Source organism: Amycolatopsis sp. WGS_07, from assembly GCF_045278895.1.
In the GTDB taxonomy this organism is placed as follows: Bacteria; Actinomycetota; Actinomycetes; order Mycobacteriales; family Pseudonocardiaceae; genus Amycolatopsis.
In genome coordinates this window covers 9,858,737-9,884,657 of sequence record NZ_CP136053.1, presented here as the reverse complement: position 1 = coordinate 9,884,657, position 25,921 = coordinate 9,858,737, and the positions used below count along the sequence as shown (strand labels likewise).

At 69.8% G+C, this 25,921-nt stretch carries 25 protein-coding genes and 1 riboswitch; of the genes, 14 read left to right on the top strand and 11 right to left on the bottom strand.

What is annotated here, in order from left to right:
• Positions 1 to 212: 212 nt before the first annotated feature.
• Entirely contained in the window at positions 213 to 2,330 is a 2,118-nt protein-coding gene (locus tag RPX00_RS46305; protein WP_406635618.1) for a RecQ family ATP-dependent DNA helicase, read from the bottom strand.
• 166 nt (positions 2,331 to 2,496) lie between these two features.
• On the opposite strand from RPX00_RS46305, the gene nadD reads away from it, so the two are divergent.
• From nadD to RPX00_RS46280, 5 genes are read left to right on the top strand one after another with little or no spacing between them, the layout of a single operon-like run.
• Positions 2,497 to 3,096 (top strand): nicotinate-nucleotide adenylyltransferase, encoded by a 600-nt coding sequence (gene nadD / locus RPX00_RS46300; protein ID WP_078870493.1) that lies wholly within the window; start codon positions 2,497 to 2,499, stop codon positions 3,094 to 3,096.
• A gap of 44 nt (positions 3,097 to 3,140) precedes the next feature.
• Complete coding sequence (gene rsfS / locus RPX00_RS46295; RefSeq protein WP_406635616.1) at positions 3,141 to 3,548, top strand: ribosome silencing factor; 408 nt, start codon at positions 3,141 to 3,143, stop codon at positions 3,546 to 3,548.
• Positions 3,545 to 4,159 carry a histidine phosphatase family protein gene (locus RPX00_RS46290; RefSeq protein WP_406635614.1) on the top strand — a complete coding sequence of 205 codons (615 nt, stop codon included), beginning with the start codon at positions 3,545 to 3,547 and terminating at the stop codon, positions 4,157 to 4,159. Before rsfS ends, RPX00_RS46290 begins: the two co-directional genes overlap by 4 nt.
• A 4-nt stretch (positions 4,160 to 4,163) precedes the next feature.
• Entirely contained in the window at positions 4,164 to 4,892 is a 729-nt protein-coding gene (gene octT, locus RPX00_RS46285) for a diglucosylglycerate octanoyltransferase (RefSeq protein ID WP_406635612.1), read from the top strand.
• A 4-nt stretch (positions 4,893 to 4,896) separates the two neighbouring features.
• Positions 4,897 to 5,742 (top strand): DegV family protein, encoded by an 846-nt coding sequence (locus RPX00_RS46280; protein WP_406635610.1) that lies wholly within the window; start codon positions 4,897 to 4,899, stop codon positions 5,740 to 5,742.
• Here RPX00_RS46280 and RPX00_RS46275 read toward each other — a convergent pair.
• Together RPX00_RS46275 and RPX00_RS46270 are read right to left on the bottom strand one after the other, a co-directional pair.
• On the bottom strand, positions 5,739 to 6,572 hold the full coding sequence (locus tag RPX00_RS46275) for a DUF3626 domain-containing protein (RefSeq protein WP_406643323.1): 834 nt from the start codon (positions 6,570 to 6,572) through the stop codon (positions 5,739 to 5,741). The two genes, RPX00_RS46280 and RPX00_RS46275, sit on opposite strands and share 4 nt — an antisense overlap.
• Positions 6,563 to 7,486: a GNAT family N-acetyltransferase gene (locus tag RPX00_RS46270; RefSeq protein WP_406635608.1), complete on the bottom strand. Its 924-nt coding sequence runs from the start codon at positions 7,484 to 7,486 to the stop codon at positions 6,563 to 6,565. Before RPX00_RS46270 ends, RPX00_RS46275 begins: the two co-directional genes overlap by 10 nt.
• 669 nt (positions 7,487 to 8,155) lie before the next feature.
• Here RPX00_RS46270 and RPX00_RS46265 point away from each other — a divergent pair.
• Positions 8,156 to 8,713, top strand: coding sequence for a helix-hairpin-helix domain-containing protein (locus tag RPX00_RS46265; protein WP_406635606.1), 558 nt, complete (start codon positions 8,156 to 8,158; stop codon positions 8,711 to 8,713).
• A complete protein-coding gene (locus tag RPX00_RS46260; protein WP_406635604.1) occupies positions 8,710 to 11,076 on the top strand; it encodes a ComEC/Rec2 family competence protein in 2,367 nt (788 codons plus the stop codon). Before RPX00_RS46265 ends, RPX00_RS46260 begins: the two co-directional genes overlap by 4 nt.
• Before the next feature lie 24 nt (positions 11,077 to 11,100).
• Here the strand turns inward: RPX00_RS46260 and thrC are convergent, their stop codons facing one another.
• On the bottom strand, positions 11,101 to 12,366 hold the full coding sequence (thrC, locus tag RPX00_RS46255; protein ID WP_406635603.1) for a threonine synthase: 1,266 nt from the start codon (positions 12,364 to 12,366) through the stop codon (positions 11,101 to 11,103).
• 13 nt (positions 12,367 to 12,379) lie between these two features.
• A riboswitch (SAM riboswitch) is annotated at positions 12,380 to 12,513 on the bottom strand.
• Positions 12,514 to 12,643: 130 nt separating this feature from the next.
• Here thrC and holA point away from each other — a divergent pair.
• On the top strand, positions 12,644 to 13,615 hold the full coding sequence (gene holA, locus RPX00_RS46250; protein ID WP_406635601.1) for a DNA polymerase III subunit delta: 972 nt from the start codon (positions 12,644 to 12,646) through the stop codon (positions 13,613 to 13,615).
• Positions 13,616 to 13,706: 91 nt separating this feature from the next.
• Here holA and rpsT read toward each other — a convergent pair whose 3' ends face one another.
• A complete protein-coding gene (rpsT, locus tag RPX00_RS46245; protein WP_009081037.1) occupies positions 13,707 to 13,967 on the bottom strand; it encodes a 30S ribosomal protein S20 in 261 nt (86 codons plus the stop codon).
• A 392-nt stretch (positions 13,968 to 14,359) separates the two neighbouring features.
• Between rpsT and RPX00_RS46240 the strand changes: the two genes are divergently transcribed.
• On the top strand, positions 14,360 to 15,220 hold the full coding sequence (locus tag RPX00_RS46240) for a DMT family transporter (protein WP_406635598.1): 861 nt from the start codon (positions 14,360 to 14,362) through the stop codon (positions 15,218 to 15,220).
• A 22-nt stretch (positions 15,221 to 15,242) separates the two neighbouring features.
• Positions 15,243 to 15,617, top strand: coding sequence for a VOC family protein (locus RPX00_RS46235; protein ID WP_101434259.1), 375 nt, complete (start codon positions 15,243 to 15,245; stop codon positions 15,615 to 15,617).
• On the opposite strand, the gene RPX00_RS46230 is transcribed toward RPX00_RS46235, so the two are convergent.
• Positions 15,614 to 16,234 carry a class I SAM-dependent methyltransferase gene (locus RPX00_RS46230; RefSeq protein WP_406635596.1) on the bottom strand — a complete coding sequence of 207 codons (621 nt, stop codon included), beginning with the start codon at positions 16,232 to 16,234 and terminating at the stop codon, positions 15,614 to 15,616. The two genes, RPX00_RS46235 and RPX00_RS46230, sit on opposite strands and share 4 nt — an antisense overlap.
• Positions 16,235 to 16,337: 103 nt before the next feature.
• Between RPX00_RS46230 and lepA the strand changes: the two genes are divergently transcribed.
• Positions 16,338 to 18,188, top strand: coding sequence for a translation elongation factor 4 (gene lepA / locus RPX00_RS46225; protein ID WP_406635594.1), 1,851 nt, complete (start codon positions 16,338 to 16,340; stop codon positions 18,186 to 18,188).
• Positions 18,189 to 18,288: 100 nt separating this feature from the next.
• Positions 18,289 to 18,846 (top strand): Uma2 family endonuclease, encoded by a 558-nt coding sequence (locus RPX00_RS46220; RefSeq protein WP_406635592.1) that lies wholly within the window; start codon positions 18,289 to 18,291, stop codon positions 18,844 to 18,846.
• A 568-nt stretch (positions 18,847 to 19,414) separates the two neighbouring features.
• Here RPX00_RS46220 and RPX00_RS46215 read toward each other — a convergent pair.
• Both RPX00_RS46215 and RPX00_RS46210 read right to left on the bottom strand, forming a co-directional pair.
• Positions 19,415 to 19,552, bottom strand: a complete 138-nt coding sequence (locus RPX00_RS46215; protein ID WP_406635590.1) for a hypothetical protein — start codon at positions 19,550 to 19,552, stop codon at positions 19,415 to 19,417.
• 50 nt (positions 19,553 to 19,602) lie between these two features.
• The gene (locus tag RPX00_RS46210) at positions 19,603 to 20,049 is read right to left on the bottom strand and encodes a pyridoxamine 5'-phosphate oxidase family protein (RefSeq protein ID WP_406635588.1); all 447 of its coding nucleotides are present in this window, start codon (positions 20,047 to 20,049) and stop codon (positions 19,603 to 19,605) included.
• A 59-nt stretch (positions 20,050 to 20,108) separates the two neighbouring features.
• Between RPX00_RS46210 and RPX00_RS46205 the strand changes: the two genes are divergently transcribed.
• Positions 20,109 to 21,158, top strand: a complete 1,050-nt coding sequence (locus RPX00_RS46205; protein ID WP_406635586.1) for an NAD(P)H-dependent flavin oxidoreductase — start codon at positions 20,109 to 20,111, stop codon at positions 21,156 to 21,158.
• Between the two features lie 727 nt (positions 21,159 to 21,885).
• Here the strand turns inward: RPX00_RS46205 and RPX00_RS46200 are convergent.
• The 3 genes from RPX00_RS46200 to RPX00_RS46190 form a co-directional block, all read right to left on the bottom strand.
• The gene (locus tag RPX00_RS46200; protein ID WP_406635584.1) at positions 21,886 to 23,388 is read right to left on the bottom strand and encodes an amino acid permease; all 1,503 of its coding nucleotides are present in this window, start codon (positions 23,386 to 23,388) and stop codon (positions 21,886 to 21,888) included.
• A gap of 118 nt (positions 23,389 to 23,506) precedes the next feature.
• Positions 23,507 to 24,529 (bottom strand): alpha/beta fold hydrolase, encoded by a 1,023-nt coding sequence (locus RPX00_RS46195; RefSeq protein ID WP_406635582.1) that lies wholly within the window; start codon positions 24,527 to 24,529, stop codon positions 23,507 to 23,509.
• 162 nt (positions 24,530 to 24,691) lie between these two features.
• Positions 24,692 to 25,657 carry a zinc-binding dehydrogenase gene (locus tag RPX00_RS46190; RefSeq protein WP_406635580.1) on the bottom strand — a complete coding sequence of 322 codons (966 nt, stop codon included), beginning with the start codon at positions 25,655 to 25,657 and terminating at the stop codon, positions 24,692 to 24,694.
• Positions 25,658 to 25,717: 60 nt separating this feature from the next.
• Between RPX00_RS46190 and RPX00_RS46185 the strand changes: the two genes are divergently transcribed.
• Positions 25,718 to 25,918 (top strand): hypothetical protein, encoded by a 201-nt coding sequence (locus RPX00_RS46185; protein WP_182894188.1) that lies wholly within the window; start codon positions 25,718 to 25,720, stop codon positions 25,916 to 25,918.
• Positions 25,919 to 25,921: the final 3 nt, after the last annotated feature.

Sequence of the window (25,921 nt, the reverse complement as noted above, 5' to 3'; positions counted from 1 at the left end):
TGACTACCCGCCACGCACGCCAGCCATGCTCGATTTGCCAGCTAGTGACCAGTTTCAGCCTGGCAGAGCTAATGAAGGTAGCCAAACCCGGTCCCACTTCGAGTTTCGGGCCGATCCGGAGTCGCGTCGCTTGTCCCGCCGTTCGCCACTGTCTTCGTAGAGACCGACGACCCCGCGTCCTGCAATTCGCCAGCCATCCAACCCGGCGCACCTCAAGCCGTGGTCGCCAACGCGAACGGCAACACCCCCTCCGCCCCGGCCTGGCGCAGCAGCCGCGCCGCCAGCGTCATCGTCCAGCCGGTGTCGATCAGATCGTCCACCAGCAGCACCGGCCCGCGGGTCTGCGCGACGCTCGCGGCCACGTCCTCCGGCAGGCTCAACCTCCGCCACAGATCGGCCAGCCGCTGCGCGCTGTTCGCCTGCCGCGGCGGCGGGCCGGCGGACGCCAGCTCTCCCAGGTAATCCAGCCGCCCGATCGCGGCCAGCCGCAGCGCGAGGCTGTCCACCAGTTGCGGCCGCGTCGCCGACGGAATCGCCACCACCGCCACCGGACGCTGCGCCCATTGCCATCCCGCGAGCACCTTCACGCACGCGTCGAAAACCGAGTCGGGCACCTCGGCGTCCGTCGCGCCCGGGCCGAGCAGTTCGCGCAACCGGCCGCCCCAGCCCACGTCGGTGAGCCGGCCCAGCACCTGTCCTGGCTCGGCCTGCTCCTCCGTTTTGATCCGGCCCGACAGCGGCACGTCGAGCCCTTTCATCCCGCTCGGCCACTGTTTGCGCGGCGCCACCTCGACCCCGGGCCGGTCCAGTCGTTCCCGAGTGGCACCCGCGACTTCCTCGGACACCGCCGTGCTCCAGTGCTCCCCGGTGCAGTTGTCGCACCGGCCGCACGGCGCCGCCTCCGGATCGTCGAGCTGCCGCCGCAGATACTCCATCCGGCACCCGGCGGTGCGGATGTAGCCGAGCATCGCCTCCTGCTCCGCCGCCCGCGCGACTCCGACGCGTTCGTACCGTTCCCGGTCGTACTCCCACAGCTGTCCGGTGCTTTCCCAGCCGCCGCGCACCCGGCGCACCGCACCGTCCACATCGAGCACTTTCAGCACCATCTCCAGCCGCGACCGGGAAAGCTCGACCGACGGCTCCAGCGCGGCTGTCGAAAGTGGACGGTCGGCGTAGGCGAGCGCGTTGAGCACCTGCGTGACGCGCAGTTCGTCCGGGAACGCCAGCGACCCGAAGTACGCCCAGATCGCCTTGTCCTCGCGCCCGGGCAGCAGCACCACCTCGGCCCGCTCGACGCCGCGACCGGCGCGGCCGACCTGCTGGTAGTAGGCGATCGGCGACGACGGCGCGCCAAGGTGCACCACGAAACCGAGGTCCGGCTTGTCGAACCCCATCCCGAGCGCCGACGTCGCCACCAGCGCCTTGACCCGGTTGGCCAGCAGGTCGTCCTCCGCGGCCTGGCGGTCGGCCGGATCGGTCTTCCCGGTGTAGGCGGCCACCGGATAACCGCGGTCGGACAGCAGCGCGGTCACGTCGTGCGCGGCGGCGACGGTGAGCGTGTAGATGATGCCCGACCCGGGCAGTTCCGCGAGATGTTCGGCGAGCCAGGCCAGCCGCGCCTCGTCGGTGGGCAGTTCGGCCACCGCCAGCCGCAGGCTTTCCCGGTCGAGCGGACCGCGCAGCACGAGCGTGTCCGTCTCGCCGCCGATGCCGAGCTGCTCGGCGACGTCCGTGGCCACCCGGTCGTTCGCGGTCGCGGTGGTGGCCAGCACCGGCACGCCCTCCGGCAGGTCGCCCAGCAGCGTGCGCAGCCGCCGGTAGTCCGGCCGGAAGTCGTGGCCCCAGTCGGAAATACAGTGCGCCTCGTCCACCACCAGCAGGCCGGCGCTCGCGGTGAGCTTCGGCAGGACGCTGTCGCGGAAGTCCGGGTTGTTGAGCCGTTCCGGGCTGACCAGCAGCACGTCCACCTCGCCCGCGGCCACCGACGCCTGTACCTGGTCCCACTCCTGCGCGTTGGCCGAGTTGATGGTGGCCGCGTGGATCCCCGCCCTGGCGGCGGCGGAGATCTGGTTGCGCATCAGGGCGAGCAGCGGCGACACGATGACCGTCGGCCCCGCTCCCTGTTCCCGCAGCAGCGCCGTGGCCAGGAAGTACACGGCGGACTTCCCCCACCCGGTGCGCTGCACGACGAGCGCACGCCGGTGGTGCGCGACCAGTGCCTCGATGGCGGTCCACTGGTCCTCGCGGAGGGCGGCGTTGTCTCCGGCGAGCGCTCGGAGCAGGGTCTCGGCGCGGGTCCGGAGAGCTGGGGTGGTATCGGTGGTGTCCACGTCCTCCGGTCTACCCCATGCCCCCGACAATACCGGAGCCGACCGGTCCCGGACGGACAGTTTCCAGCGATCAACGCAGAGTTATGTGACTCATGTCACAAACATGACCTAGGTCGCAGTCGCGACGGGAAGCCCTCGCGTGCCCGCGCGTATAGGCTCACCGGCTATGTCACCACGCCGGATCGGGGTCATGGGCGGCACCTTCGACCCCGTGCACCACGGCCACCTCGTCGCGGCCAGCGAGGTCCAGTCACGATTCGCGCTCGACGAGGTCATCTTCGTGCCGACCGGGCAGCCGTGGCAGAAGTCCGGCCGCCGCGTCACGCGCGCCGAGGACCGCTACCTGATGACGGTCATCGCCACCGCGTCCAATCCGGTCTTCTCGGTGAGCCGGGTCGACATCGACCGCGGCGGCCAGACCTACACCGTCGACACGCTGCGCGACCTGCACGAGGAATACCCGGACGACGAGCTGTTCTTCATCACCGGGGCCGACGCCCTCGAGCAGATCCTGACCTGGCACAAGGCCGACGAGCTGTTCGACTTCGCGCATTTCATCGGTGTCACCCGCCCGGGTTACCGGCTCAATTCGCACCATCTGCCGAGCGGCAAGGTGAGCCTGGTCGAGGTCACCGCGATGTCGATCTCGTCCACCGGATGCCGCGAACGCGTCGAGCGCGGCGAGCCGGTCTGGTACCTCGTGCCCGACGGCGTTGTGCGCTACATCGCCAAGAAGGACCTCTACCGCAAGGACGCCGAGGCCTGACCGGGTACCCTCGTCCGGGCATACCCGAAATCTGAAGGAGCACTGTGGCAGCGACGTCCGAGGCACGGGACCTGGCGGTGGCGGCCGCGCACGCGGCGGCCGACAAGCTGGCCAGCGACGTGGTCGTCCTGGACGTGTCCGAGCAGCTCGTGATCACCGACGCGTTCGTGATCGCGTCCGCGGCGAACGAGCGCCAGGTCGGCGCGATCGTCGACAACGTGGAGGAGAAGCTCCGCCTGGACGGGCACAAGCCGGTCCGGCGCGAAGGGGCCCGCGAGGGCCGCTGGGTGCTGCTCGACTACGTCGACGTCGTCGTCCACGTCCAGCACGCGGACGAGCGCTCGTTCTACGGCCTCGAGCGGCTGTGGAAGGACTGCCCGCGCATCGAGGTCGAAGGGCTGGCGGCGGTCTCCGCGAACGACACCGACGACGCGGACGGTCCGGAGGCGTGAGCCCGCGGCGGCTGCTGCTCTGGCGGCACGGCGAGACGGACTACAACGCCGCCGGCCGCATGCAGGGACACCTCGATTCGGCGCTGACCCCGGTCGGCTGGAACCAGGCGCGGTTCGCCGTGCCCGCGCTCGCGCGGTTCGCGCCGGACCTGGTGATCGCCTCCGATCTGCGCCGCGCCACCGACACCGCGACGGTGCTCACCGAGGCGATCGGCGTGCCGCTGCAGATCGACAAGCGGCTGCGCGAGACGCACCTCGGCGAGTGGCAGGGCCTGACCGGAGCCGAGGTCGACGAGAGCTATCCGGGCGACCGCGAGCTGTGGCGCACCAACGCCGCGTGGGCTCCGCCGGGCGGCGAGTCCCGGGTCGAGGTCGCCGAACGCGCTGCCGAGGTCGTCAGCGACCTGATGCAGCCGAACGCCGACCCCGGGGACTCGGTCCTGCTCGCCTCGCACGGTGGGCTGATCCTCGCGCTCACCGCGAAGCTGCTCGGCCTTCCGGTCGAGGTCTGGCCGTCGCTCGGCGGGATCATGAACTGCCACTGGGTCGAACTCGGCCACCGCGAGGGGAAGTGGCGGTTGCACGCGTACAACGCGGGCATCACCGGCTGACCCGATGAGCCCGCAGCTGCTTGTCTTCGGCGATTCACTCTGTTTCCACGGCCCCGAAGGCCCTTGTGCGGCCGACGATCCGCGCTTGTGGCCCAACGTCGCCGCGAACGCGTTGTCCGGACAAGCCGATCTCGTCGCCGGCATCGGCTGGACCGCGCGCGACCTGTGGTGGTCGCTCACCGGTGACCCGCGCGTATGGGCGGATCTGCGCCGTGTCGACGCTGTCGTGCTCGCTGTCGGTCACATGGACACGCTGCCGTCGCCGTTGCCGACGTACCTGCGTCAAGGGCTTCGCTACCTTCGCCCCGACGGTGTGCGTCGCGTCGTACGCGGGGCTTATCTCGCTGCGCAGCCACGGTTGTCTGTCGTGATGCGCGGACGTCCTCGCGTGCTCCCTGCGCGGTTGAGTGTCAGCTACCTGGACCAGTCTGTTGAGGCGTTGCGCGCGTTGCGGCCTGAGCTTCCTGTGTTCGGGATGATGCCTTCGGTGCACCGCGCTGATGCGTACGGCCGCGTACACACGGGACGCGCTGAAGCGGCTGCAGCAATCGCTTCGTGGGCTGCGCGACGCGAAGTGCCGTTGCTCGACACGCCCGGCGTGGTTGGCGAACATGTCTTGAGCGGCGCGGGAAATCCCGACGGCATGCACTGGGGATGGGCTGGGCACGAAGCTGTCGGCACTGCGATGGCGAAACTGGTTGCGCCGCACCTCGGCTCCGGCAACGTAGGCTGACCACGTGTCGGTCGCCGTGGTCACGGACTCCACCGCGCACCTGCCCGAAGGCTTCGCCGAGCGGCACTCGGTGCGGGTGGTGCCTCTGCACGTCCTGGTGGAAGGAGTGTGCTCCCTCGACGGCGTCGAGATGGGCCCCGCCGCGCTCGCGGAAGCGCTGGGGGAGCGCAAGATCGTCACCACCTCACGGCCCACTCCGGCCGAGTTCGCCACCGAATTCCGGTCCGCGCTCGACGCGGGCGCGGACGCCGTCGTCTCCGTGCACCTGTCGCGCGAGCTGTCGGGCACCTGGGAAGCCGCCGTTCTGGCGGCGGAAGAAGTCGGCTCTGATCGCGTCCGTGTCGTCGATTCCCGCACCACAGCGATGGGTTTGGGCTTCGCTGCCCTGCACGCCGCGGACGCCGCCGCTTCCGGAGCCAGCCCAGCCGAAGTCGAAGCAGCCGCAACAGAAGCGGCTGAACGATCCTCGACACTGTTCGTGGTCGAGACGCTGGAACACCTGCGCCGCGGCGGCCGGATCGGTTCGGCCGCGGCGTTGCTCGGCACCGCGCTGGCGGTGAAACCAGTGCTGCACATGTCCGACGGCCGGATCCTGCCGCTGGAGAAAGTACGCACGATGAACCGCGCGATCGGGCGTTTGGTCGAGCTGTCCGTGCGAGCGGCCGGTACCGGTCCGGTCGAACTGGCGGTGCACCATCTCGCCTCGCCGGAGCGAGCGGTCGAACTGGCGAACCGGCTCGAGGAAGCGATCCCGGGCTGCGCCGGGGGATGCGTGGTGTCGGAGATCGGCGCGGTCATCGGCGCGCACACCGGTCCCGGCGTGCTCGGCGTGGTCGTGCAGCGCGCCTAGCCGAGTTCCTGGTTGCCGAATCGCGCGAGCAGGTGCCAGACGCGTTTGAGATCTTGCTCGTCATGGCCCGTGGCGTGCCCGAGGATGCGGGGGTCGAGGCGTCCGTCCTCGGCGAGTTCCGCACCGAGCGCGGTGAACTCCGGACCTCGGTAATCGGGGTGCCGGAGCAGTTCTTCGGTGGTGAGCCGGAACCCTTCGTGCCATTCGACCGTACCCAGTTTTCTGGCCGCAGCCTCGACTTCCGTCCCCCGATAGGACGGATCGAGAACCAGCGCTTCGACGTCCCGGGCCAGGTCCAGGTCTCCGTGCACCTGCGCCTCGATGTAGTCGTCCAGCAAATCTTTGTCGTCTGCCTCAGCCGTCGCGACCAGGCCGGACAGATGCGCTTCGACGCCGAAAGCCGTCGGCTCGAAGACGCTGTCGGGATAGCTGAAAGTGGTGCGGGACATCGTGTGCCGGGCGAGCCGCAGATACGCCGACCCGAACCGCGGCGAGCCGCCCACCTTCCGGCCGCGGAAATTCAGCGACCCGTATTTCGGCCGGTGCGCGGCCCCGACGTCGTCGTAGGTGCCGGCGAACAACCGGCTTTCCCAGCGCCAGCGGTCCCCTCCCGGATGCGCGGTGAGTCCGCCGTTGCTGACTCCGGTCTCGAACTGCGAGCGGTACCGGCCGTCGCGTGCCATGCACTCCAGGATCGGCACCCCGCCGACCAGCCGGTCCGGGTGGAAATGCAGCGTGACCCGCCACGACGGATCAGCCGGACCGCCAGTCGCCAACGCGGCCACGTGCGCGACCGCGCGCTCCCAAGGTTCCCGTCGGATCACGGCCAGGCCATCGTGATCGTGCGCTCGAAGTTGACATAGCCAGCGCGCCGGAACGCGTTCGCCATCGGGATGTTGCCGAGGTCTGTCGCCGCCCGGATACGAGGAACCTCTTGTGTGGCAAGGATTCGAGTGCCCTCGGCGAGAATTTCGTCGATGTAGCCGTTGCCGCGGTGCTCGGGCAAGACCGCAAGGTACCCGATGATCGGGTTGTAGTCGTTGCGGGCCGGCGTGACGAATCCGACCGGCGTGCCGTCGGGCAGCGTGGCGACTCGCCACCAATCCCGCGGACTGCGGTAATGCGCCAGTTCGTCCTCATAGTGCCTGATCGCCGCTTCGCGGGCGGACATTCGGGTCAGGTCGTCGCGGCTGTGGGCGTCGAGCGTCCCTTCCAGGACGCGGGTCATCAAGCCGAGGACCTCGTCCTCGTCGCGGATCTCGCGGAAGGTCAGGCGGTTTCGCGGCGGGGCTACAGGAGTCCCCGGACGCCATTCGAAACGCAGCCGTTCGGCGAGAAGGCGAGCCCCGGTCTGTTCGAGTGCGGCCATCCGGTCTCCGACCACGCGCCGGGTCGCGGCTTTTTCGCGCCACTCAACGGGAATCATCCGATGGTAGACCGGACGCCTGGTGTCTGCGGGCAGGATCTCCGCCATCGCGGTCCGGAGCAGCCGCGCACCGACGCTCACGTCCTCGAGATCGAAAAAGTCCAGTAGAAACGGGACAGCCTCCCCGGCGCGACCCCACCACGCGGCCCTGGCGACGAGTTCGCCGTCGCGCAGCGCGACCCACATCCAGCCCGGCCTGCGCCGGCCGGTGGCGAGATCGTCGGCGAGTTCGTGGTCGAGGGCGTAAGAAAGCTGGCAGAAGAGATCAAGTTCTTCCGGCCCGGAGATCGGGCGCACGGTCAGGTCAGTGTGGTCCACGGCTGCGGCAGCTCCCGTTCGGCGGTCGGCTACCAGGTCTAGCGGATGCCCGCGGCGGGGGCGAACGCTTTTCGATCACCGGTGCTGCGGGCCAAACCTGTCAGTATGACCGCGTGCCCCGACAAATTCCGGCGCGTCACCTGCGATGACGGCCGAGTTGTCCCCAAGGGGCGGGTTGTCCACAGATTGCGCGGAACCCTCTCGCCGCCGCGGCCGCCGGGGCCTAGCGTCGATCGTGTGTTCGATCAGTCCGCCCGGGATCCGGGCACTCCCGTCAACGTCAGGCTCGCCTGGCTCTCCGATCAGCTGGCCGCGGCCCCGCATGCCGCCGGACCCGGCAACCAGTCCGCACGCCGCTGGCTGCGCGGAGGCCGGTCGGCGCTCGCGGAGTTGCCTGGCGACGGTTCGGCTCCGCGCACCCGGAACGCAGCGTTGTCCGCAGGTGCGGACAACGCGGACGGTCTGCTGCCCGGTGCCGCACCACTTCCGCGACCAACGGGCCTGAGCGCACGCCTGTCTGCATTTGCTGACAGCCCACACTCTCCGGAAAGCGAGCTGCCTGCGGGAAAATTGGTGCGCCGCTGGCTGCCCCAGCCCAGCGGACCGCGCTTGATACCCCGGTGGCTTCCCGGCTCGAACGGCATACCGGGCTTTCTCGCCCGCCGAGGAATGATCCTCGCCCTGGCCTTGCTGGCAGCTGCCGCCGTAATAGCCGGTGGCCTGGCGATCTTCGGTCGCTCACCCGCAGCTGAAGTCGCCCCGTCGCTGCCGACAGCCCGGGCCCAGGTGCCGCACGCGCCGAAGGCCAGCGAAAAGCTGGTGATCAGCGTCGTCGGCCACGTGCGCGCACCAGGACTCGTCACCGTGCCGTCGGGTTCCCGCGTCGCTGATGCCCTCCGCGCAGCCGGCGGGGCCAATCCGGGTGTCGACCTGACCGCGCTGAACCTTGCCCGCAAACTCACTGACGGCGAGCAGTTGGCGGTGGGTGTCCCGGCTGCTCAGGCGGCACCAGCCGGTTCAGCGGCCGCAGCCAGCAAGATCGACCTGAACTCCGCGACGGCTGAACAACTCGACAGCCTGCCCGGGGTCGGTGAGGTCACTGCCCGGCGCATCGCCGACTGGCGCGCCCAGCACGGCGGATTCTCGAGCGTCGAACAACTTCGCGACGTAGATGGCATCGGCGAGAGCAAGTTCGAGAAGCTTCGCGAGCAGGTGACTGTCGGATGAAGTCGGAAAGCGAGGAAAAGCCGCGCCGTGATCACGATTTCCGCCTCGTTCCCGCCGCTGTCGCCGGATGGGCGGCGACGCTCGCCGGGCTCCAGCTCGGCTGGTGGGTCGCGACCGTGGTCGGTGCCGTCGCGGTCATCGGTGCCGTGGTGCTTCTGCTGCGCGGCCGGTCCCGCTACGTCGGGGCCGGGGGAGCGTTGTTGCTAGTCGGGCTTGTTGCGGCTGTCCCGACCGCTCTGCGCATTCACGACGCAGCCGCCGACCCGTTGGGAGCCGCTGCCGCACGTGGCGTCACGGCGACGCTGCGGGTCGAGATCAGCGAACGTCCACGGTCGATCCACCAGGCCGGCTATGCCGATCAACAGGCGGGAACCCGGTCGGTGGCGATCCCGGCGCGAGTCATAACGGCCACAGTGGACAGTCAGCCAGTCGAATCGACTGGCCGGGTCTTGCTGCTGGCACCCGTCGCGGGATGGAACGGCCTGCTGCCAGGCCAGGAAGTGACGACGTCCGGCCGTCTCTTGCCCGCCCGCGCAGGCGAGCTGACGGCCGCGGTGGTCTCTGTCCGGGCCGCGCCTGCCGACGTCGGGCAAGCGCCGTGGTGGCAACGCGCGGCAGCAGCGCTGCGCAACAGTTTGCATTCGCTATGCGAGATCCTGCCGGAGGAACCGGCGGGCTTGCTGCCCGGGCTGGTGCTGGGCGATACGAGCGCGCTGCCGCAACGGGTCGAGGGCGAGTTCACCGCCTCCGGACTGACCCACTTGATGGCGGTGAGCGGTGGAAACCTCGTCATCGTAGGCGGAGCCGTCCTGCTGCTGTGCCGGTTGGCGCGGGCTGGCCCGAGGTTTTCCGCAGCGGCGGCAGGCACCTGCCTGGCCGGGTTCCTCGTGCTGGTCGGTCCCGAACCGAGCGTCGTACGGGCCGGTGTCATGGGCGGCATCGGCTTGCTCGCGCTAGCTCTCGGACGGCGCGGTTCGGCGTTGCCGGCACTGGCGTTCGCGGTGTGCGTGCTGGTCGCGTGGGACCCGACGATGGCGGCCAATTTCGGTTTTGCGCTTTCCGTTCTGGCCACCGCGGGGCTGGTGCTGCTCGCACCGAGATGGGCGGATTCGTTGGTGCGAAAGGGAGTTCCGCCGGGCTACGCCGAAGGTCTGGCCGTGCCGCTGGCCGCGTTCGTAGTCACCGCACCGGTCATCGCCGGCATGGCGGGCACGGTCAGTCTCGTCTCGGTGGTCACCAATGTCCTTGCGGCACCAGTTGTCGCACCGGTGACCGTGCTAGGCGTGCTCGCGACCGTCGTCGGGCCATGGTGGCCGGGGGCCGGGCATTTGCTGATCCGATTGGCGGATCCGGAAGCGCGATGGCTGATCACCGTCGCCCGGCATGGCGCCCGAGCACCCGGAGCAGCGCTGCCCTGGCCCGGTGGCTGGTGGGGCGGATTGTGCGCGGCGGTCCTGCTGGCCGTTGTCGTGGTGGCAGCGCGATTCCGCCGGTTCCGGCTGCTGGTGGCGACCGGACTGGTCGTCGTGCTGTTGACGGTCGTGCCGGCCAAGGTCCTGCTGCCTGGCTGGCCGCCGGACGGCTGGGCGATGGTGGAATGCGATGTGGGGCAAGGAGATGCGGTAGTGCTCGCCACTGCCGAACCTGGCCGGGCGGTGGTCGTCGACACCGGGCCGGAACCGGGGCCGGCCGACGAATGCCTGCGGAGGCTGGGCGTCGAGCGAGTGCCGTTGCTTGTGCTGAGCCATCTGCACGCGGACCACGTCGGAGGGCTCGCCTCGGTGTTCGACGGACGGGCGGTCGGCGCGATCGCGGTCGGGCCTGGGCGCGCTCCGGCGTGGGCGTGGCAGTCGGTTTCCGGAGAAGCGCGGCGTCGCGGCGTTCCGCTGGTGCAGTTGGGCGAAGGGCAGCGGCTGGAATGGCCGGGTCTGTCGCTGGACGTGCTCGGTCCGCGCTACGCCACCACTCGGTCACCAGCCTTGCAGGACGGCACGATGATCAACAACAGCTCAGTCGTTCTCCGCGCGGACACGTCGGCTGGACGGGTTTTGCTGACCGGAGACGTCGAACTTGCCGCGCAGGCGGATCTGCTCGCCGAGGGCGTCGACCTGCGTGCCGACGTCCTGAAAGTGCCGCATCACGGCTCGAGATACTCGCTGCCGCAGTTCCTCGCGGCGGTGCGCCCGCGTACGGCGCTGATCAGTGTCGGCGCTGGCAATGGATACGGACATCCGAGCAAGTCCACAGTGGACGTTCTCGGCACGATGGGAGTGCTCGTCACTCGGACCGATGTGGACGGTGACACTGCCGTTCTTCCTGGCGGGCTCGCGCGCAGGGGTGAGCCCCGGGGTCCGCCGCGGTAGGCGTGCGGACCCCGGGTCAGCGCGTCAGTAGCCGAGCGCCTTGGCGACGGCTTCGGCGGACGGCGGCACGGTGGCCTTCGGGCCGACGTGGTTCTCGACCGCGTCGAGGGTCTTGAGGCCGTCGCCGGTGATGAGGAGGACGGTTTCGGCCTCCGGGTCGAGCTTGCCGGTTTCGACGAGCTTCTTCGCGGTCGCCACGGTGACGCCGCCGGCGGTCTCGGTGAAGATGCCTTCGGTGCGCGCGAGCAGCCGGATGCCTTCGACGACCTCTTCGTCGGTGACGTCCTCGATCGCGCCGCCGGTGCGGTTGACCACGTCGAGCACGTACGGGCCGTCGGCCGGGTTGCCGATCGCGAGCGAGCGGGCGATGGTGTCCGGCTTCACCGGCTGGACCACGTCGTGGCCGTTGCGGTACGCGGTGGAGACCGGCGAGCAGCCGGTGGCCTGCGCGCCGAACACCTTGTACGGGCTGGCGTCCACGAGACCGAGCTGGCCCAGCTCGCGGAAACCCTTGTCCACCTTGGTGAGCTGCGAACCGGAGGCGATCGGCACGACGATCTGCTCGGGGATCCGCCAGCCGAGCTGCTCGGCGACCTCGTAGGCGAGCGTCTTCGAGCCCTCGGAGTAGTACGGGCGGACGTTGACGTTCACGAACGCCCACTTCGGGTGCTCGCCGGCCAGTTCGGTGGCGAGCCGGTTGACGTCGTCGTAGTTGCCGTCGACAGCGATCAGGTCGCCGTCGTAGACCGCGGTGGTGAGGATCTTCGCGCGCTCGAGGCTCTTCGGGATCAGTACGACCGAACGCCAGCCGGCGCGCGCCGCGGCGGCGGCCGTCGCGTTGGCCAGGTTGCCGGTCGACGGGCACGCGAGGACCTCGAAGCCGAACTCGCGGGCGGCGGCCAGCGCGACGGCGACGACGCGGTCCTTGAACGAGTGCGTCGGGTTGCCGGTGTCGTCCTTGACCCACAGGCTCTTGAGGCCGAGCGCCTTCGCGAGCCGGTCAGCACGCACCAGCCGGGTACAGCCCGGTTCGGTGTTCGGGATCTCCTCGACGTTCGAGGGGACGGGAAGGAGTCGCTTGTAACGCCAGATGTTGCGCGGGCCCGCCTCGATGTCCTCGCGGCGGACGCGGCCGAAGTCGTAGGCGACTTCCAGCGGCGAGAAGTCTTCGACGGAGACGAATTCCGGAGCGAGCGGCTGCCGGTGCCCTTCTTCCTTCGACACCAGTTCGACGGCCGGACCGAGGTCGATCGTCTTGTTGGCGGAGGTGGCGCTGAGGGCTGCAGTCATCGCGAGGTTCCTTTCCTCATCTGCCCCGCCGAAGCGGGCCGGAATTGGCACCGTGGTCGTCAGCTACCCCGCGATCGCGGGATGACAGGCTGTACGCCGGTTGCCGGGGCTTCGTCGGGCCGTTCCCTCTGCCCCTCTGGATGAGCGGTATTCGGTTGTCGGAGCGCGGTGGGCGCGTCCTCGGCTACACCGTACGACATCCCGATCAGCTCGTGCCACGGAGGCGGCCCACATCACCGGAGCGGACGGCCCGGCGACCGGGTGAGAAGATGGCCGGGTGACCACCGCACCCGCGCCGCTGCACCTCGTCACGGGCGAGGAAGAACTGCTCATCGAACGGGCTGTGCGCGCCTCGCTCGACGCGGCCAAGGCCGCCGACCCGACGGCCGACCTCACGCGGATGCGGGTGTCCGATCTCACACCGCCCGTGCTCGCTGAGCTGGTGAGTCCTTCGCTGTTCGCCGAGGGGCGCGTGATCGTGCTGGAGTCGGCGCAGGACATCTCGCAGGAGCTGTCCGACGCGGTGCTCGCCTACCTCAAAGCACCGGCCGACGGCATCGTCCTCGTGGTCGTGCACAGCGGCGGCGGACGGAGCAAGGCCGCCAAAGCGCTGCCCGGCGCGTTGAAAAAAGCGGGCGCGGAAATCACCGAATGCCCGAAGCTCACCAAGCCGGCCGAGCGCGAGTCGTTCGTCCGCAACGAGGTGCGCCGCGCGGGCGGCAAGATCGACGGTGCCGGCTTGATGGCCCTGCTCGACTCGGTCGGCTCGGACCTGCGCGAACTGTCCTCGGCGGCGACGCAGCTGGTCGCCGACACCGGGGGAGTCGTCGACGAGCAGGCGGTCCGCCGCTACCACACCGGACGCGCCGACGTGACCGGCTTCGCGGTGGCGGAAAAGGCCGTCGCGGGCGACCGGGCGGCCGCGCTGGAGTCGCTGCAGTGGGCGATGCAGCTGGGCGTCCCGCACGTCCTGGTGGCGGACGCGCTGGCCGACGCGGTCCGCACGATCGCTCGCGTGTCCGCGGCCGGACGCGGCAACCCGAACCAGATGGCGGGCGAGCTGGGCATGCCGCCGTGGAAGATCCGCAAGGCACAGGGCCAGTCCCGCGGCTGGGGCCAGGACGGCCTGGCGACCGCGATGCGCGTGGTCGCGCGGCTGAACGCCGAGGTCAAGGGCGCGGCGGCCGACTCGACCTATGCCCTGCAGCGCGCGGTCCTCGACGTGGTCGCGGCCAAGGGAGATCGCTGAGCGGCAAGGCGTCTGCCGTCGGAGCCGCCCTGCCCCGGGCACGGAAAAGGCCCGGCAGCCGAAGCCGCCGGGCCTTCCGGAAAGACTGCGCTCAGAGCTGGTTCGCGCGCTTCGCGAGAGCCGACTTCTTGTTCGCGGCCTGGTTGGCGTGGATGACGCCCTTGGTGACGGCCTTGTCGAGCTTGCGAGCGGCGTCGCGCTGCAGTTCGAGGGCCTTGTCCTTGTCACCGGCTTCGGCGGCCTCGCGGAACTTGCGGATCGCGGTCTTCACCGAGGACCGGATCGCCAGGTTGCGCTGCCGCGCCTTCTCGTTCGTGGTGATGCGCTTGACCTGCGACTTGATGTTGGCCATGGAGGCGTTCCTCTTTCACTCGGTGAAGGTCGCTGCCGCGTTCGTGTGGCTCCGGATCAGTCCCGAGGGACTGCCGGGTTTCCTCCCTGACGGAATGCCGCACGGCAACAGTCGAAAATCTTAACAGCCCTGCTCGCGGCCCTTGCGTGGGCCCCGGAGCCGTTAACCGTTCGGCATTCCGCCCGCGGCTCCGTTACGGTGGATCTCGGTAGTGCCTAGGGTTCCGTCGCCTGCCCGTGGTCCCGCACAGCGGGTCGCGAAAGACAACGAGGGCGGGCGGGACTGGTCCGAGCGGCACCTTCGGCGGGACACCGAGCCCTGCCGTTCATCTGACGGGACAAAAGCCTGGAGGACCCGGTCTTCAGCATGCGCTGAAAACCTGAAAGGGTCCGATGAACACCACTGCCCTCGCCATGGTCCTCGTCGCCGCGGTCGTGCACGCCGCGTGGAACCTCGCCGCCAAACGGGTTTCCGGCGGACCGCGGTTCGTCTGGCTGTACTACACCGTTTCGGCCGTCGCGATGCTCCCGGTGATCGCGGTCGCGCTGGCCGTCGAACCGGAACGTCCACAGTGGACCTGGCTGGTCGCCGCGCTGGTCACCGCGGTCCTGCACGTCGTGTACGGGATCGTGCTGCAGCGCGGCTACGAGGTCGGCGACCTCTCGATCGTCTACCCGCTGGCCCGCGGCACCGGGCCGCTGGTGTCGGTGCTCGTGGCCGTCACGGTCCTGGGGGAACGGCCTGGCGTGCTCGGCCTGATCGGCGCCTTCCTCGTGGTCGGCGGCGTTCTCGTGATCAGCCTCGGCGGCAGCACTGGCGACGCACAGGCCCGGCGCGCCGGGGTGTTCTACGGCATCGCCACCGGAGTCGTCATCGCGGCTTACACGCTCTGGGACGCGCATTCGGTCACGTCGCTCGGCGTGCCTCCGCTCGTCTACTTCGGAGGCGGTGCGATCGGGCAGAGCATCCTGCTCGCCCCGACCGCTGCGCGCGGCCGGTCCGAGATCAAGCGGCTGTGGCGTGATCACCGGCGCGAGGTGCTGATCGTCGGGCTCGCCTCGCCCGCCGGATACCTGCTGGTCCTGTACGCCCTGCGGATCGCGCCGGTCAGCCTAGTCGCGCCGGCGCGCGAACTGTCGATCGTCTTCGGCGGGGTCGCCGCCTGGCTCGTGCTCCGCGAGCGCAACGCGGTCCGCCGGCTCGCCGGATCGCTGGTCGTGCTGGCCGGGATCGCTGCGATTGCGGTCGCCTGAGCGGCTCGGGTAGGCAGGAGCCATGGACGTACTGAGCAGCCGGGTGCTGATCCACCCCCGCGACCACGAGGTGTCGACCGCGTTCTACCGCGACGTTCTCGGCCTCGCGATCGAGCGCGAATTCCCCGGCGGCACGCGGTTTTTCGCCGGCGGCGGGTCGATCGAGGTGGTCGGCACGGGCGAGGCCGGGCCCGGTCCGGACGTCAATCTGTTCCTGCAGGTCCGCGATCTCCCCGCGACGCTGGCCGAACTGGCCGGGCGCGGCGTCGAACCGGTGCGCGAGGCCCGCCGCGAACCGTGGGGCACCGACGAGGCGTGGATCGCCGACCCGGACGGCCTGCGGATCGTCCTCGTCGAGGTCCCGGAGGACCATCCGTTGCGCCGCGACAAGCGCTAGCCCGGTTTCACGGCCCGCAGCTGGGCGGCGAGCGCGGCGAACCCGGGCGGGTCCCAGGTCCAGGTCTGCAGGTCGGTGAACCCCGCGGCGGCGGCCTCGTCGGCGAGTTCGTGCCGCGTCACCGGAAGCCATTTCTCGTGCGCTGACAGCAGCAGCCGTCCGCCCGGCCGCAGCACGCGGAACAGCTCGGTGAAACCCGCAGCGCGGTCTTCCCAGAGCTGGACGTTGTTCACGGTCAGCACGACGTCCGCGGACGCGTCCGCGCAGCCGGTCCGGGCCGCGCTGCCCGCCCGCACCTCGGCGCGGTCGCCGCAGCGGTCCGTGCACAGGTCGCGCATCTCGGGGGAGGGTTCGACGCCGATCACCTCGCCGGCGAGTTTGCTCGCCGCGTCGAGGCCGACGCCGGGACCGGGACCGACGACGAGGACGACCTCGTCGGGTTCGAGGCGGGCGAGGTCGACGATCCGGTGTTCGGTCGCGGCGTTGCCGACCGACATCAGCTTGCCGCCGAGCCTGCCCAGCAGGCCGCTGGGGTGGCCGAAGGCCCGGTCGAGCGCGGCGTCGAGGACGCCGGGGCCGGGCGAGGGGAGGGTGAAGTGCTCATCCTTCGAGGTCATCACGAGACGCGCGGGGCCGCATCGGGGATGACCCCCACCCGCACCCGGAGGTCCATGGGACGATGGGGTACGGACATCCCCCACCATCCCGAGGACAGCCCGAGTGACAGCGCCCAAGACGTTCGCCGACACCACCTTCACGCCGCCGGAGTTGATCCGCAACTTCTGCATCATCGCCCACATCGACCACGGCAAGTCGACGCTGGCGGACCGGATGCTGCAGCTGACCGGCGTCGTCGAGGAGCGGGCCATGCGCGCGCAGTACCTCGACCGCATGGACATCGAGCGGGAACGCGGCATCACGATCAAAGCCCAGAACGTCCGGCTGCCCTGGCAGGTCGACGGCAAGGACCACGTCCTGCACCTGATCGACACGCCCGGCCACGTGGACTTCACCTACGAGGTCTCGCGCGCGCTCGAGGCGTGCGAGGGCGCGATCTTGCTGGTCGACGCCGCGCAGGGGATCGAGGCGCAGACGCTCGCGAACCTGTACCTCGCGCTCGAGAACGACCTGCACATCATCCCGGTGCTGAACAAGATCGACCTGCCCTCGGCGGACCCGGAGAAGTACGCGGCGGAGATCGCGCACATCATCGGCTGCGAGCCCTCGGACGTGCTGCGCGTGTCGGCCAAGACCGGCATGGGCGTGACCGAGCTGCTGGACGAGTGCGTCCGTCAGGTCCCGCCCCCGGTCGGCGACGCGGACGCGCCCGCCCGCGCGATGATCTTCGACTCGGTCTACGACACCTACCGCGGCGTCGTCACCTACATCCGCGTGGTGGACGGCAAGATCACGCCGCGCGAGAAGATCAAGATGATGTCCACCGGCGCGACGCACGAACTGCTCGAGGTCGGCATCATCTCGCCGGAGCCGAAGGCCAGCAAGGGACTCGGCGTCGGCGAGGTCGGCTACCTGATCACCGGCGTGAAGGACGTGCGCCAGTCGAAGGTCGGCGACACCGTGACGTCCGAGCGCAACGGAGCGAAGGAACCGCTGGCCGGCTACCGCGACCCGAAGCCGATGGTGTTCTCCGGCCTGTACCCGGTGGACGGCTCGGACTACCCGGAACTGCGCGAGGCACTCGAGAAGCTGCAGCTCAACGACGCCGCGCTGACGTACGAGCCGGAGACGTCGGTGGCGCTGGGCTTCGGCTTCCGCTGCGGGTTCCTCGGCCTGCTGCACCTGGAGATCACGCGGGACCGGCTGGAGCGCGAGTTCGGGCTGGACCTGATCTCGACCGCGCCGAACGTCGTGTACCGCGTGGTGCTGGAGGACCGCAGCGAGGTGATCGTCACGAACCCGTCGGACTGGCCGGGCGGGCTCAAGATCGCCGAGGTGCACGAGCCGGTGTCGAAGGTGAGCATCCTGGCTCCGTCGGAGTTCGTGGGCACGATCATGGAGCTGTGCCAGGCGAAGCGCGGCACCCTGCTGGGCATGGACTACCTGTCCGAGGACCGCGTTGAGCTGCGCTACACGATCCCGCTCGCGGAGATCATCTTCGACTTCTTCGACACCCTGAAGTCGCGCACGCGCGGTTACGCGTCGCTCGATTACGAGGAGTCCGGCGAACAGGTGGCCGACCTGGTGAAGGTCGACATCCTGCTGCAGGGCGAGACGGTGGACGCGTTCTCCGCGATCGTGCACAAGGACGCCGCCTACACCTACGGAAACCGCATGGCGACGCGCCTGCGCGAGCTGATTCCGCGCCAGCAGTTCGAGGTCCCGATCCAGGCCGCGATCGGCTCGCGCATCATCGCCCGCGAAACCATCCGCGCCATCCGCAAGGACGTCCTCGCCAAGTGCTACGGCGGCGACATTTCGCGGAAGCGGAAGCTGCTGGAGAAGCAGAAGGAAGGCAAGAAGCGCATGAAGACGGTCGGCCGGGTGGAGGTTCCGCAGGAGGCCTTCGTCGCTGCACTGTCCACTGAGGACAATGGAAAGAACAAGAAGTAGTTCCACCTTCGGGTGAACGGCGGCTCCGGGTTTCCCGGGGCCGCCGTTTTTGTCGGTGGGGGCTGGTGTCCTTGAGTGCGACGGAGAAAGGAACGCGCTCATGACTCTCACTGGCTGGCCTTCCCATTCACAACCGATGGCCGTGCGGGATCTCGCGGCGATCCCGGAGGACGGGCGGCGGCACGAACTCGTCGACGGCGTGCTGTACGTCAGTCCTGCGCCAGGGTTGCCGCATCAGCGGGTGACTTACCAGCTTTACGGGTTGCTGGAGTCAGGTTGCCCGCCGGGGATGGAGGTAGTCGGCGGACCGTTCGCGGTGCGGTCCGGGGACCACGTCGAACTGCGGCCGGATGTGGTGGTGGGGCGGGCAGAAGACTTCACCGACGTCGATCTGCCGGTGCCGCCGCTGCTCGTGGTCGAAGTGCTGTCGCCGAGCACGGAGATCCACGATCGCGTGACGAAGAAAGCGGTTTACGAACGGCTGGGAGTGCCGGACTACTGGGTGGTCGACCCGGTCGCGCTTTCCCTGACGGCATTCGAGATGAGCGAGGACGGTGGTTATCGGCAGATCGCTGAAGTCAGCGGACGGGAGACATTCGAGACGGAGCGGCCGTTTCGAGTCCGAGTGGTGCCGGAGGTGCTGATGAATCGACGGTGACTCGGGTCCGATCTGGATGAGGGGATGTGGTGGTTTGACAGGTTTGCCTTTGCGTCGGCTAGCTGCTGGACGATGGTTCACCGCGAGACCGCGAGACCGCGAGACCGCGAGACCGCGAGACCGCGAGACCGCGAGACCGCGAGACCGCGAGACCGCGAGACCGCGAGACCGCGAGACCGCGAGACCGCGAGACCGCGAGACCGCGAGACCGCGAGACCGCGAGACCGCGAGACCGCGAGACCGCGAGACCGCGAGACCGCGAGACCGCGAGACCGCGAGACCGCGAGACCGCGAGACCGCGAGACCGCGAGACCGCGAGACCGCGAGACCGCGAGACCGCGCGCTCGGCGTCGCTCGCCAGGCTTGCACCGCCTGCCTGGTAGGCGATCGTGCGTACCTGATTTGGTGCCGGATCAGGATGCGCCGATCTCCGCGACGGTGGTGACGCGTTGCTTGACGGCGCGACTGTCACGCCCCGTGGCTGGCGGTGGCGCGGAGGCCGCCAGGTGTCTTCCCGACCTTCGCGAAGACATGGCGTGTTCGGCGTCGGTCGGTGGTGGCTGAGGTGTTACCGGTAGCCTTCCTCGCCCTCGCCCTCGCCCTCGCCCTCGCCCTCGCCCTCGCCCTCGCCCTCGCCCTCGCCCTCGCCCTCGCCCTCGCCCTCGCCCTCGCCCTCGCCCTCGCCCTCGCCCTCGCCCCTAGTCAAAGGCTGCGGCAATGCGTGCGGTGGCGTGATCGGATTGGGCCGGTGGCAGCTCAGCCGTTCCCGATGATCTTGCCCACCTCCACGAACACCGCGGCGCGGCGTTCGGCGGCCATCACGCGGTCGTACTCCGCCCAGTCGTCGTGGGTGCCGGTGGCGGCGCGGAACACGTCGCGCAGCAGGGGCGGGAGGCCGTCGGCCGGGAAGGACGGGTCGGGGTCGTCCGGGCCGATCAGGCGGACCGGGCCGGTCACCGAGAGCCAGCGCCAGCCTCGGCGGAACGTCACGGTCGCGTGGCCGTTGCGGCGCAGCAGCGCGAGCTTGTGCGCGCCGCCGACGGCGACGAAGCCTACGCTCGGCTTGCCGGTCACCGGATCGTTCAGGATGCCCGCGTTCACCACGGACGCGTGCACGGTGCCGTCGGCGCGGGTCGTGGCCACGGTCGCGAGGCCGTTCTCCTCCACCGTCAGCGCGCGGAGCTGCTCCAGGGTTGCCGTCATGCTTGTCTGCAACGCGGCGGCGGCCCGGCGCATTTCCGGTTCGGCACTAGGCTCGGGACATGTTCGATGATCTCGAGTTCCCGGTGATCGTGGCGCCGATGGCGGGCGGGCCGACGACTCCGCAGCTGGTCGGCGCCGTCACGAACGCGGGCGGGTTCGGTTTCCTCGCCGCCGGCTACCTCAGCCCGGAGACGTTGGACGCCCGGATCGCGCACACCGCCGACCTCACCGGCGGGCGGTTCGGCGTCAACCTGTTCGTGCCCGGCGGCCGGTCGGTGGCGGATCTCGGCGCGCACCGCGAACGGATGCTCGCCGAAGCCGTGCGGTACGGCGTCGAACTCGGCGACCCGGTCTGGGACGACGACGAGTACCCGGCGAAACTCGACCTCGTCGTGCGGCACCGGGTTCCGGTGGTGTCGTTCACCTTCGGCGCGCCGACGTCCGCCGAGGTGCAGCGGATCCACGAAGCCGGCGGCAAAGTCGCGGTCACCGTCACGAATCCGGAGGAAGCCGACCTCGCGGCGGCGCGCGGGGCCGACGCCTTGGTGGTGCAGGGCTTCGAGGCAGGCGGGCATCGCGGCCTGTTCACCGACGACCCGGGCAACCTAGCCGGCGGCGAGGAGTACGGCCTGCTCGCCCTGCTGCGGTTGCTTGGCGCGCGCACGAGCCTGCCGTTGATCGCGGCCGGAGGACTGGTCAACGGTGCCGACGTGGCGGCGGTGCTGGCCGCCGGTGCGTCGGCGGCGCAGCTCGGCACGGCGTTCCTGCTCGCGACCGAGGCGGGCACCGGCGACACTCAACGGCGCGCTCTCGCCGAGGGCGGCCGGGCAACGGGGTTCACGCGCGCGTTCAGCGGACGACCGGCGCGGGGCATGGTGAACCGGGTCCTGAGCGACTTGTCCGCGGGCGCGCCTGCCGCGTACCCGCAGCTGCACCACCTGAGCAAACCAGTCCGCGCGGCCGCGGCCAAAGCAGGCGACCCGGAGGCGATGTCCCTGTGGGCCGGGCAGACCTACCCGCTCGCCAGCGACGGTTCAGCGGCGTCGATCATGGCCCGGCTTCGCGCGGAAGCAAAGGCCGCGACAGAGCGACTCGACCGGTTGCGGTGACCTCGGGGCGTTCTGCCCAGAACCACGGACAGCTAGGCGGTCTCGCTGGTTGTGGTGACCTTGCCGCGGGCAATGGTCGGGCGAGGCGTTCTGGCGGAACGTCGACGGCCGAGCGGCGTGGCTGGTTGCGGTGATGTCCTCGGCGCGGCTGTCCGGGGCGGCTTCCTCGCGGAAGGTCGACGGCGGGAGCGGCTCGGCTAGTCGCGGGTGATCCTTTCGGCGGTGCTGGGCAAGGGCAGGTGCTGTCTGGCGGAGCGGCTCGAGCGGTTGTGCTGAGACGTCCGGCGTAGCGGGGCGTGGGCGGCCTGTGGTGTCAGTGGAGTGGCTCGGCTGGTTGTGCTGAGAACCCTGCTGCGGCAAGGCAAGAGAGCGGGCTTCTGCCGGAACGTCGGCGGCGGAGCGACGAGAGGCCGGTTGCGCCATGCGCTCCCGCGGCCCGTCGTACGCCGGTGGCCGAGCAACCGTGCGTGATCTGGTCACGGGCGGTGTCGTCGAGGGCGGCCGCGAGACGGAGACGGGTGTGCGCTCGTGGGCTGGAAACGGTGCCCGATTGGGCACGCGGATGAAAGGCATCAGGCCAGAGCGAGCCCAGTAGACCTGCGCGAGCCCAGCAGACCGGTGCGAGTCAAGCCCAGACCGGCGCGAGCCCAGCGAGACCGGCGTAAGCGCAAAGAAAAGCGGGGGACGCCACCCAAGGCGTCCCCCGCATTCAGACCTCACCGATGCATCAGTCCGAAGTGGACTTAACCCCACCGGCCCCGTCAGTCTCCCCGCCCCCGGAGCCGAGGTCGTTCGAGCCGCGTTCCATTGCGGAGTGGCGTTTGCTGTAGGCGAAGTAGATCACCATGCCGATCGCGAACCAGATTGCGAAGCGCAGCCAGGTTTCCGGCTTCAGGAACGTGATCAGCCAGATCGAGAACACCACGCCGATGATCGGCACCAGCGGCATGCCGGGCGTGCGGAACGTGCGTGGGAGGTCGGGGCGCTTGTAGCGCAGCACGATCACCGCGATGCAGACCACCACGAAGGCCAGCAGGATGCCGATGTTCGTCAGTTCCGCGGCTTCGCCGATGGGCAGCAGGCCGGCGATCAGTGCGGACGCGGCGCCCAGGATCCACGTGATGCGCGAAGGGACCTTCCGCACGGGATGGGTCTTCGCGAACCACTTCGGGAGCAGGCCGTCGCGGCTCATGGAGTAGCCGACGCGCGTCGCGCCCAGCAGGAAGGTGAACAGCACCGTCAGGATGCCGATGATCGCGCCCACCGCGATGATCGCGCCCAGCCAGCCTAGGCCGACCTTTGCGAACGCGCTGGAGAACGCGGCTTCCGGGTTGATGTCGGTGTACTTCACCATGCCGGTCAGGACCAGGCAGGCCAGCACGTACAGCACCATCGAGATCGCCAGCGAGTAGATGATCGCCTTTGGCATGTGTTTCTGGGAGTCCTGCGACTCCTCGGCCGCAGTCGACATGGCGTCGTAACCGAAGACTGCGAAGAACACTGTTGCGGCACCGGTGAAAGCGCCGCTGATGCCGAACGGGAAGAAGTTGCTGTAGTTGCCGCTCTGGATGTGGAAGGCGCCTACCACGATCACCAGCACGACCAGGCCGACCTTCAGGTACACCAGCAGGGTCTCGAACCTCGCCGCGTTTTTCATGCCCTGGTTGAGGATGAACGCGATCAGCAGGCAGAGCAGCACGGCGAACAGGTTGATCTTGTACGAACCTGGTTCCACGCCCGCCGGTTCCGTGCCTGGTGCGCCGGACATCCAGGACGGCAGCGAGACGTGCAGGAAGCCGAGCAGGTCGTTGAAGTAACCCGAGATCCCGATCGCGACCACGGACACGATCGCGGTGTACTCCAGCAGCAGGTCCCAGCCGATGAACCAGCCGACGATCTCGCCCAGCACCGCGTACCCGTAGGTGTAGGCGGAGCCCGCGCGCGGGATCAGGCCGGCGAATTCGGCGTAGGAGAACGCGGCCGCGGCGCTCGCGATGCCCGCGATCAGGAACGAGATCAGCACGGCGGGGCCCGCGGTCTTGTTCGCGACCGCGCCGGCGAGGGAGAAGATGCCCGCGCCGATGATGCCGCCGACGCCGATCGCGGTCAGCTGCCGCAAGCCGAGTGTGCGCTGCAGGCCGCTTTCGCCGGCCTGTTCGATGGTCTCGATCGGCTTCCGCCGGAAGATCCCGGTCCCGGAGCCCAGGTTCGGGCTGCGCGGAGCTGACATCGCTGTCTCCTCGACTGCTCGTGCGACGGGCCCGGGTTCCGAGCCCTGGCAGCGCACCGTACCCGGCGGCGCCTCGCCTGTCACCGACTCCGTAGTGTGACGAGCTTGGCAGTCTGGGTCACCCAGTCGCGGAGTCTTCCGCGACGGTGTTGACCGTGGGCGCCGGGCGGTCGCCCGAGCGGACGGCGCCGGCGGCGAAGAAGGTCAGCAGTTCCGCTACCTCGGGCGGGTCGTCCAGTTGCGGGCAGTGGCCCCAGTCCTCCCGGACGACGAGCCTGCTGTGCGGCACCAGGGTGTGCAGCTTCCGCCCGGACGCGGCCGTCACGAGCTTGTCCTTGCCGCACGCGACCGCGAGCAGCGGGATCCGGATCTGGTCGAGCCGGTAGGCGTCCGCCAGCTCCGCGACGAGCTGGCGGGCTTGTTCGAGCCGGGACGTGGTGGCCCGGTAGTCGGGAAAGAGCGTGGTGAACCGCCGGACCTGGCCCGCGTCCGCCTGCCGCGAGTCGGCGTAGAGGATCCGCGGGACGAGCTGTTCGGCCACCGCGCGGACCAGGAAACCCGGCACCGGCAACGGAAGCGAGGAGTACAGCCGCAGCGGCAGCGGGTTGCGGCCGACTGTGCGCACCAGCCACGAGTCGACGAAACCGGGCGCGGCGATCGACACCACGCCGGTGGTCGGCAGCCGGTGGTTCTGCGCCGCGCGCAGGCTCATCGTGCCGCCGAGCGAGTTGCCCGCGAGCACGACCGGGCCGAGCACGGCCTGCTCGCGCACCACCGCGGCGGTGAACGCGTCGAGTTGCGGCAGCATCGGGCCGGGGCGCAGCGGTTGCGCCTCGCCGAAGCCGGGGAGGTCGACGGCGATCGCGGCGATGCCCGCGGCGGCTAGTTCTCCGAGTACTGGACGCCACGTGTCGGCACTGTCGCAATAACCGTGGAGCAGCACCAGCCGAGGCGCGCGGGGCTTCTCGCCGCCCTTGCGCCGCGTGCGCTTCGGTGCGGGCGCTTCCACGACGGAGGGCCCGACCTCCAGCACGCGCGTGCGCATGCCGGCGAAGCGCCGGAACGACTCCCGGATCGGCTCCGGGTCACTGGGGTGCCGGCCGCCCCGGCCGACCGGTGCGGGCCGCTGCGTCGCGGTCATGTTCTCCAGGTTAACCGCCCAAGGTCGAGATCTGGTCGAATTTCGGGGGTCACTATCTGGTTGCGAAGCTGGGGTGTTGACGATTCACCGGCGAGCAGGTAAAAGCGCTGGCCTGGGCTCACTTAAAGAGGAAAAGCCCAGGCCAGCGCGGTGCGATTGGACTCAGCGGGTGAAGACGATCTTGCCCGCGGTCTCCCCGGCGGCCATCGCGGCGAAGCCCGCGGGGGCCTCCGTAAGGGGTAGCTCAGTGCCGATCTGCGGTTTGATGCCCTTCAGATCGAGGTAGGCGAGCAGGTCGGCCAGCTCGTCGCGGGTGCCCATGGTCGAGCCGAGGACCCGCAGCTGCAGGAAGAACACGCGCTGCAGGTCGGCGGACGGGTCGGGGCCGCTGGTCGAACCGGACACCACGACCACGCCGCCCGGCTTCAGCGACTTGAGCGTGTGCCCCCAGGTCGCCTTCCCGACGGTCTCGAACACCGCGTCGACCCGCTCCGGCAGCCGCGCGCCGGACTCGAACGTCTGGTGCGCGCCGACGCTCTCGGCCAGCGCGCGCTTCTCCTCGGTGCGCCCGGTGACCCACACTCGGAACCCGGCCGCGCGGCCGAGCGCGATCAGCGCGGTCGACACCCCGCCGGACGCGCCCTGCACCAGCATCGTCTGGCCGGGCCGCAGGTCCGACTTCACGAACAGCATCCGGTACGCGGTGAGCCAAGCGGTGCCCATCGTCGCGGCCTCGGGGAAGGTCAGGCCGGCCGGCTTCGGCACCGCGTTGCGGGCCGGGACCACGACCTGGTCGGCGAACGTGCCCTGGTGCTTCTCGGTGAGCAGGGTGCGCTTCGGGTCGAGCGTGTCGTCGCCCTGCCAGCCCGGCGCGTTGATCACCGAATGCAGCACGACCTCGGTGCCGTCGTCGAGCGTGCCCGCTCCGTCGCAGCCGAGGATCATCGGGAACTGATCGGGCTTGATGCCGACGCCGCGCAAGGTCCACAGGTCGTGCATGTTCAGGCTGGCGGCTTTGACGTGCACCCGGACCCAGCCTTCGGGCACCTCGGGTTCCGGCCGCTCGCCGACGACCAGCGAATCGAGCGGGGACTCGGCGTTGGGTTCCTGCGCGTATACGGCGAACATGGCAGCAACCTACCTCCCCTGCCCGCGCCCGCGCAGGCGAGCGCGCGTAGGCTCACATTCGTGTTCGAAGGGCTGGCCAACTGGTGGGACGGGGTCGAGCTGTGGCTTGCGCAAGCCTGGTTCCCCGTGCAGTTCGTGCTGGTCATGGCGGTGCTCGTGCCGCTGTGCCTGCTCGCCGCGTGGGCCATCGACAAGCTGGTCGAGCGCTTCGGCCGCCGGTTCGGCACGGCCCGTGACGACGACGGTCCCGGCCGCTCCTAAGCT

What these genes read in the sequence shown, in the direction of transcription:
- octT (WP_406635612.1), top strand. Translation starts at nt 4,164, where the DNA reads ATGAGCCCGCAGCTGCTTGTCTTCGGCGATTCACTCTGTTTCCACGGC.
- RPX00_RS46235 (WP_101434259.1), top strand. Translation starts at nt 15,243, where the DNA reads ATGGACGTACTGAGCAGCCGGGTGCTGATCCACCCCCGCGACCACGAG.
- RPX00_RS46220 (WP_406635592.1), top strand. Translation starts at nt 18,289, where the DNA reads ATGACTCTCACTGGCTGGCCTTCCCATTCACAACCGATGGCCGTGCGG.
- RPX00_RS46240 (WP_406635598.1), top strand. Translation starts at nt 14,360, where the DNA reads ATGAACACCACTGCCCTCGCCATGGTCCTCGTCGCCGCGGTCGTGCAC.
- RPX00_RS46190 (WP_406635580.1), bottom strand. Translation starts at nt 25,657, where the DNA reads ATGTTCGCCGTATACGCGCAGGAACCCAACGCCGAGTCCCCGCTCGAT.
- thrC (WP_406635603.1), bottom strand. Translation starts at nt 12,366, where the DNA reads ATGACTGCAGCCCTCAGCGCCACCTCCGCCAACAAGACGATCGACCTC.
- RPX00_RS46200 (WP_406635584.1), bottom strand. Translation starts at nt 23,388, where the DNA reads ATGTCAGCTCCGCGCAGCCCGAACCTGGGCTCCGGGACCGGGATCTTC.
- RPX00_RS46195 (WP_406635582.1), bottom strand. Translation starts at nt 24,529, where the DNA reads ATGACCGCGACGCAGCGGCCCGCACCGGTCGGCCGGGGCGGCCGGCAC.
- rpsT (WP_009081037.1), bottom strand. Translation starts at nt 13,967, where the DNA reads ATGGCCAACATCAAGTCGCAGGTCAAGCGCATCACCACGAACGAGAAG.
- RPX00_RS46230 (WP_406635596.1), bottom strand. Translation starts at nt 16,234, where the DNA reads ATGACCTCGAAGGATGAGCACTTCACCCTCCCCTCGCCCGGCCCCGGC.
- RPX00_RS46205 (WP_406635586.1), top strand. Translation starts at nt 20,109, where the DNA reads ATGTTCGATGATCTCGAGTTCCCGGTGATCGTGGCGCCGATGGCGGGC.
- nadD (WP_078870493.1), top strand. Translation starts at nt 2,497, where the DNA reads ATGTCACCACGCCGGATCGGGGTCATGGGCGGCACCTTCGACCCCGTG.
- RPX00_RS46210 (WP_406635588.1), bottom strand. Translation starts at nt 20,049, where the DNA reads ATGACGGCAACCCTGGAGCAGCTCCGCGCGCTGACGGTGGAGGAGAAC.
- RPX00_RS46260 (WP_406635604.1), top strand. Translation starts at nt 8,710, where the DNA reads ATGAAGTCGGAAAGCGAGGAAAAGCCGCGCCGTGATCACGATTTCCGC.
- RPX00_RS46265 (WP_406635606.1), top strand. Translation starts at nt 8,156, where the DNA reads ATGATCCTCGCCCTGGCCTTGCTGGCAGCTGCCGCCGTAATAGCCGGT.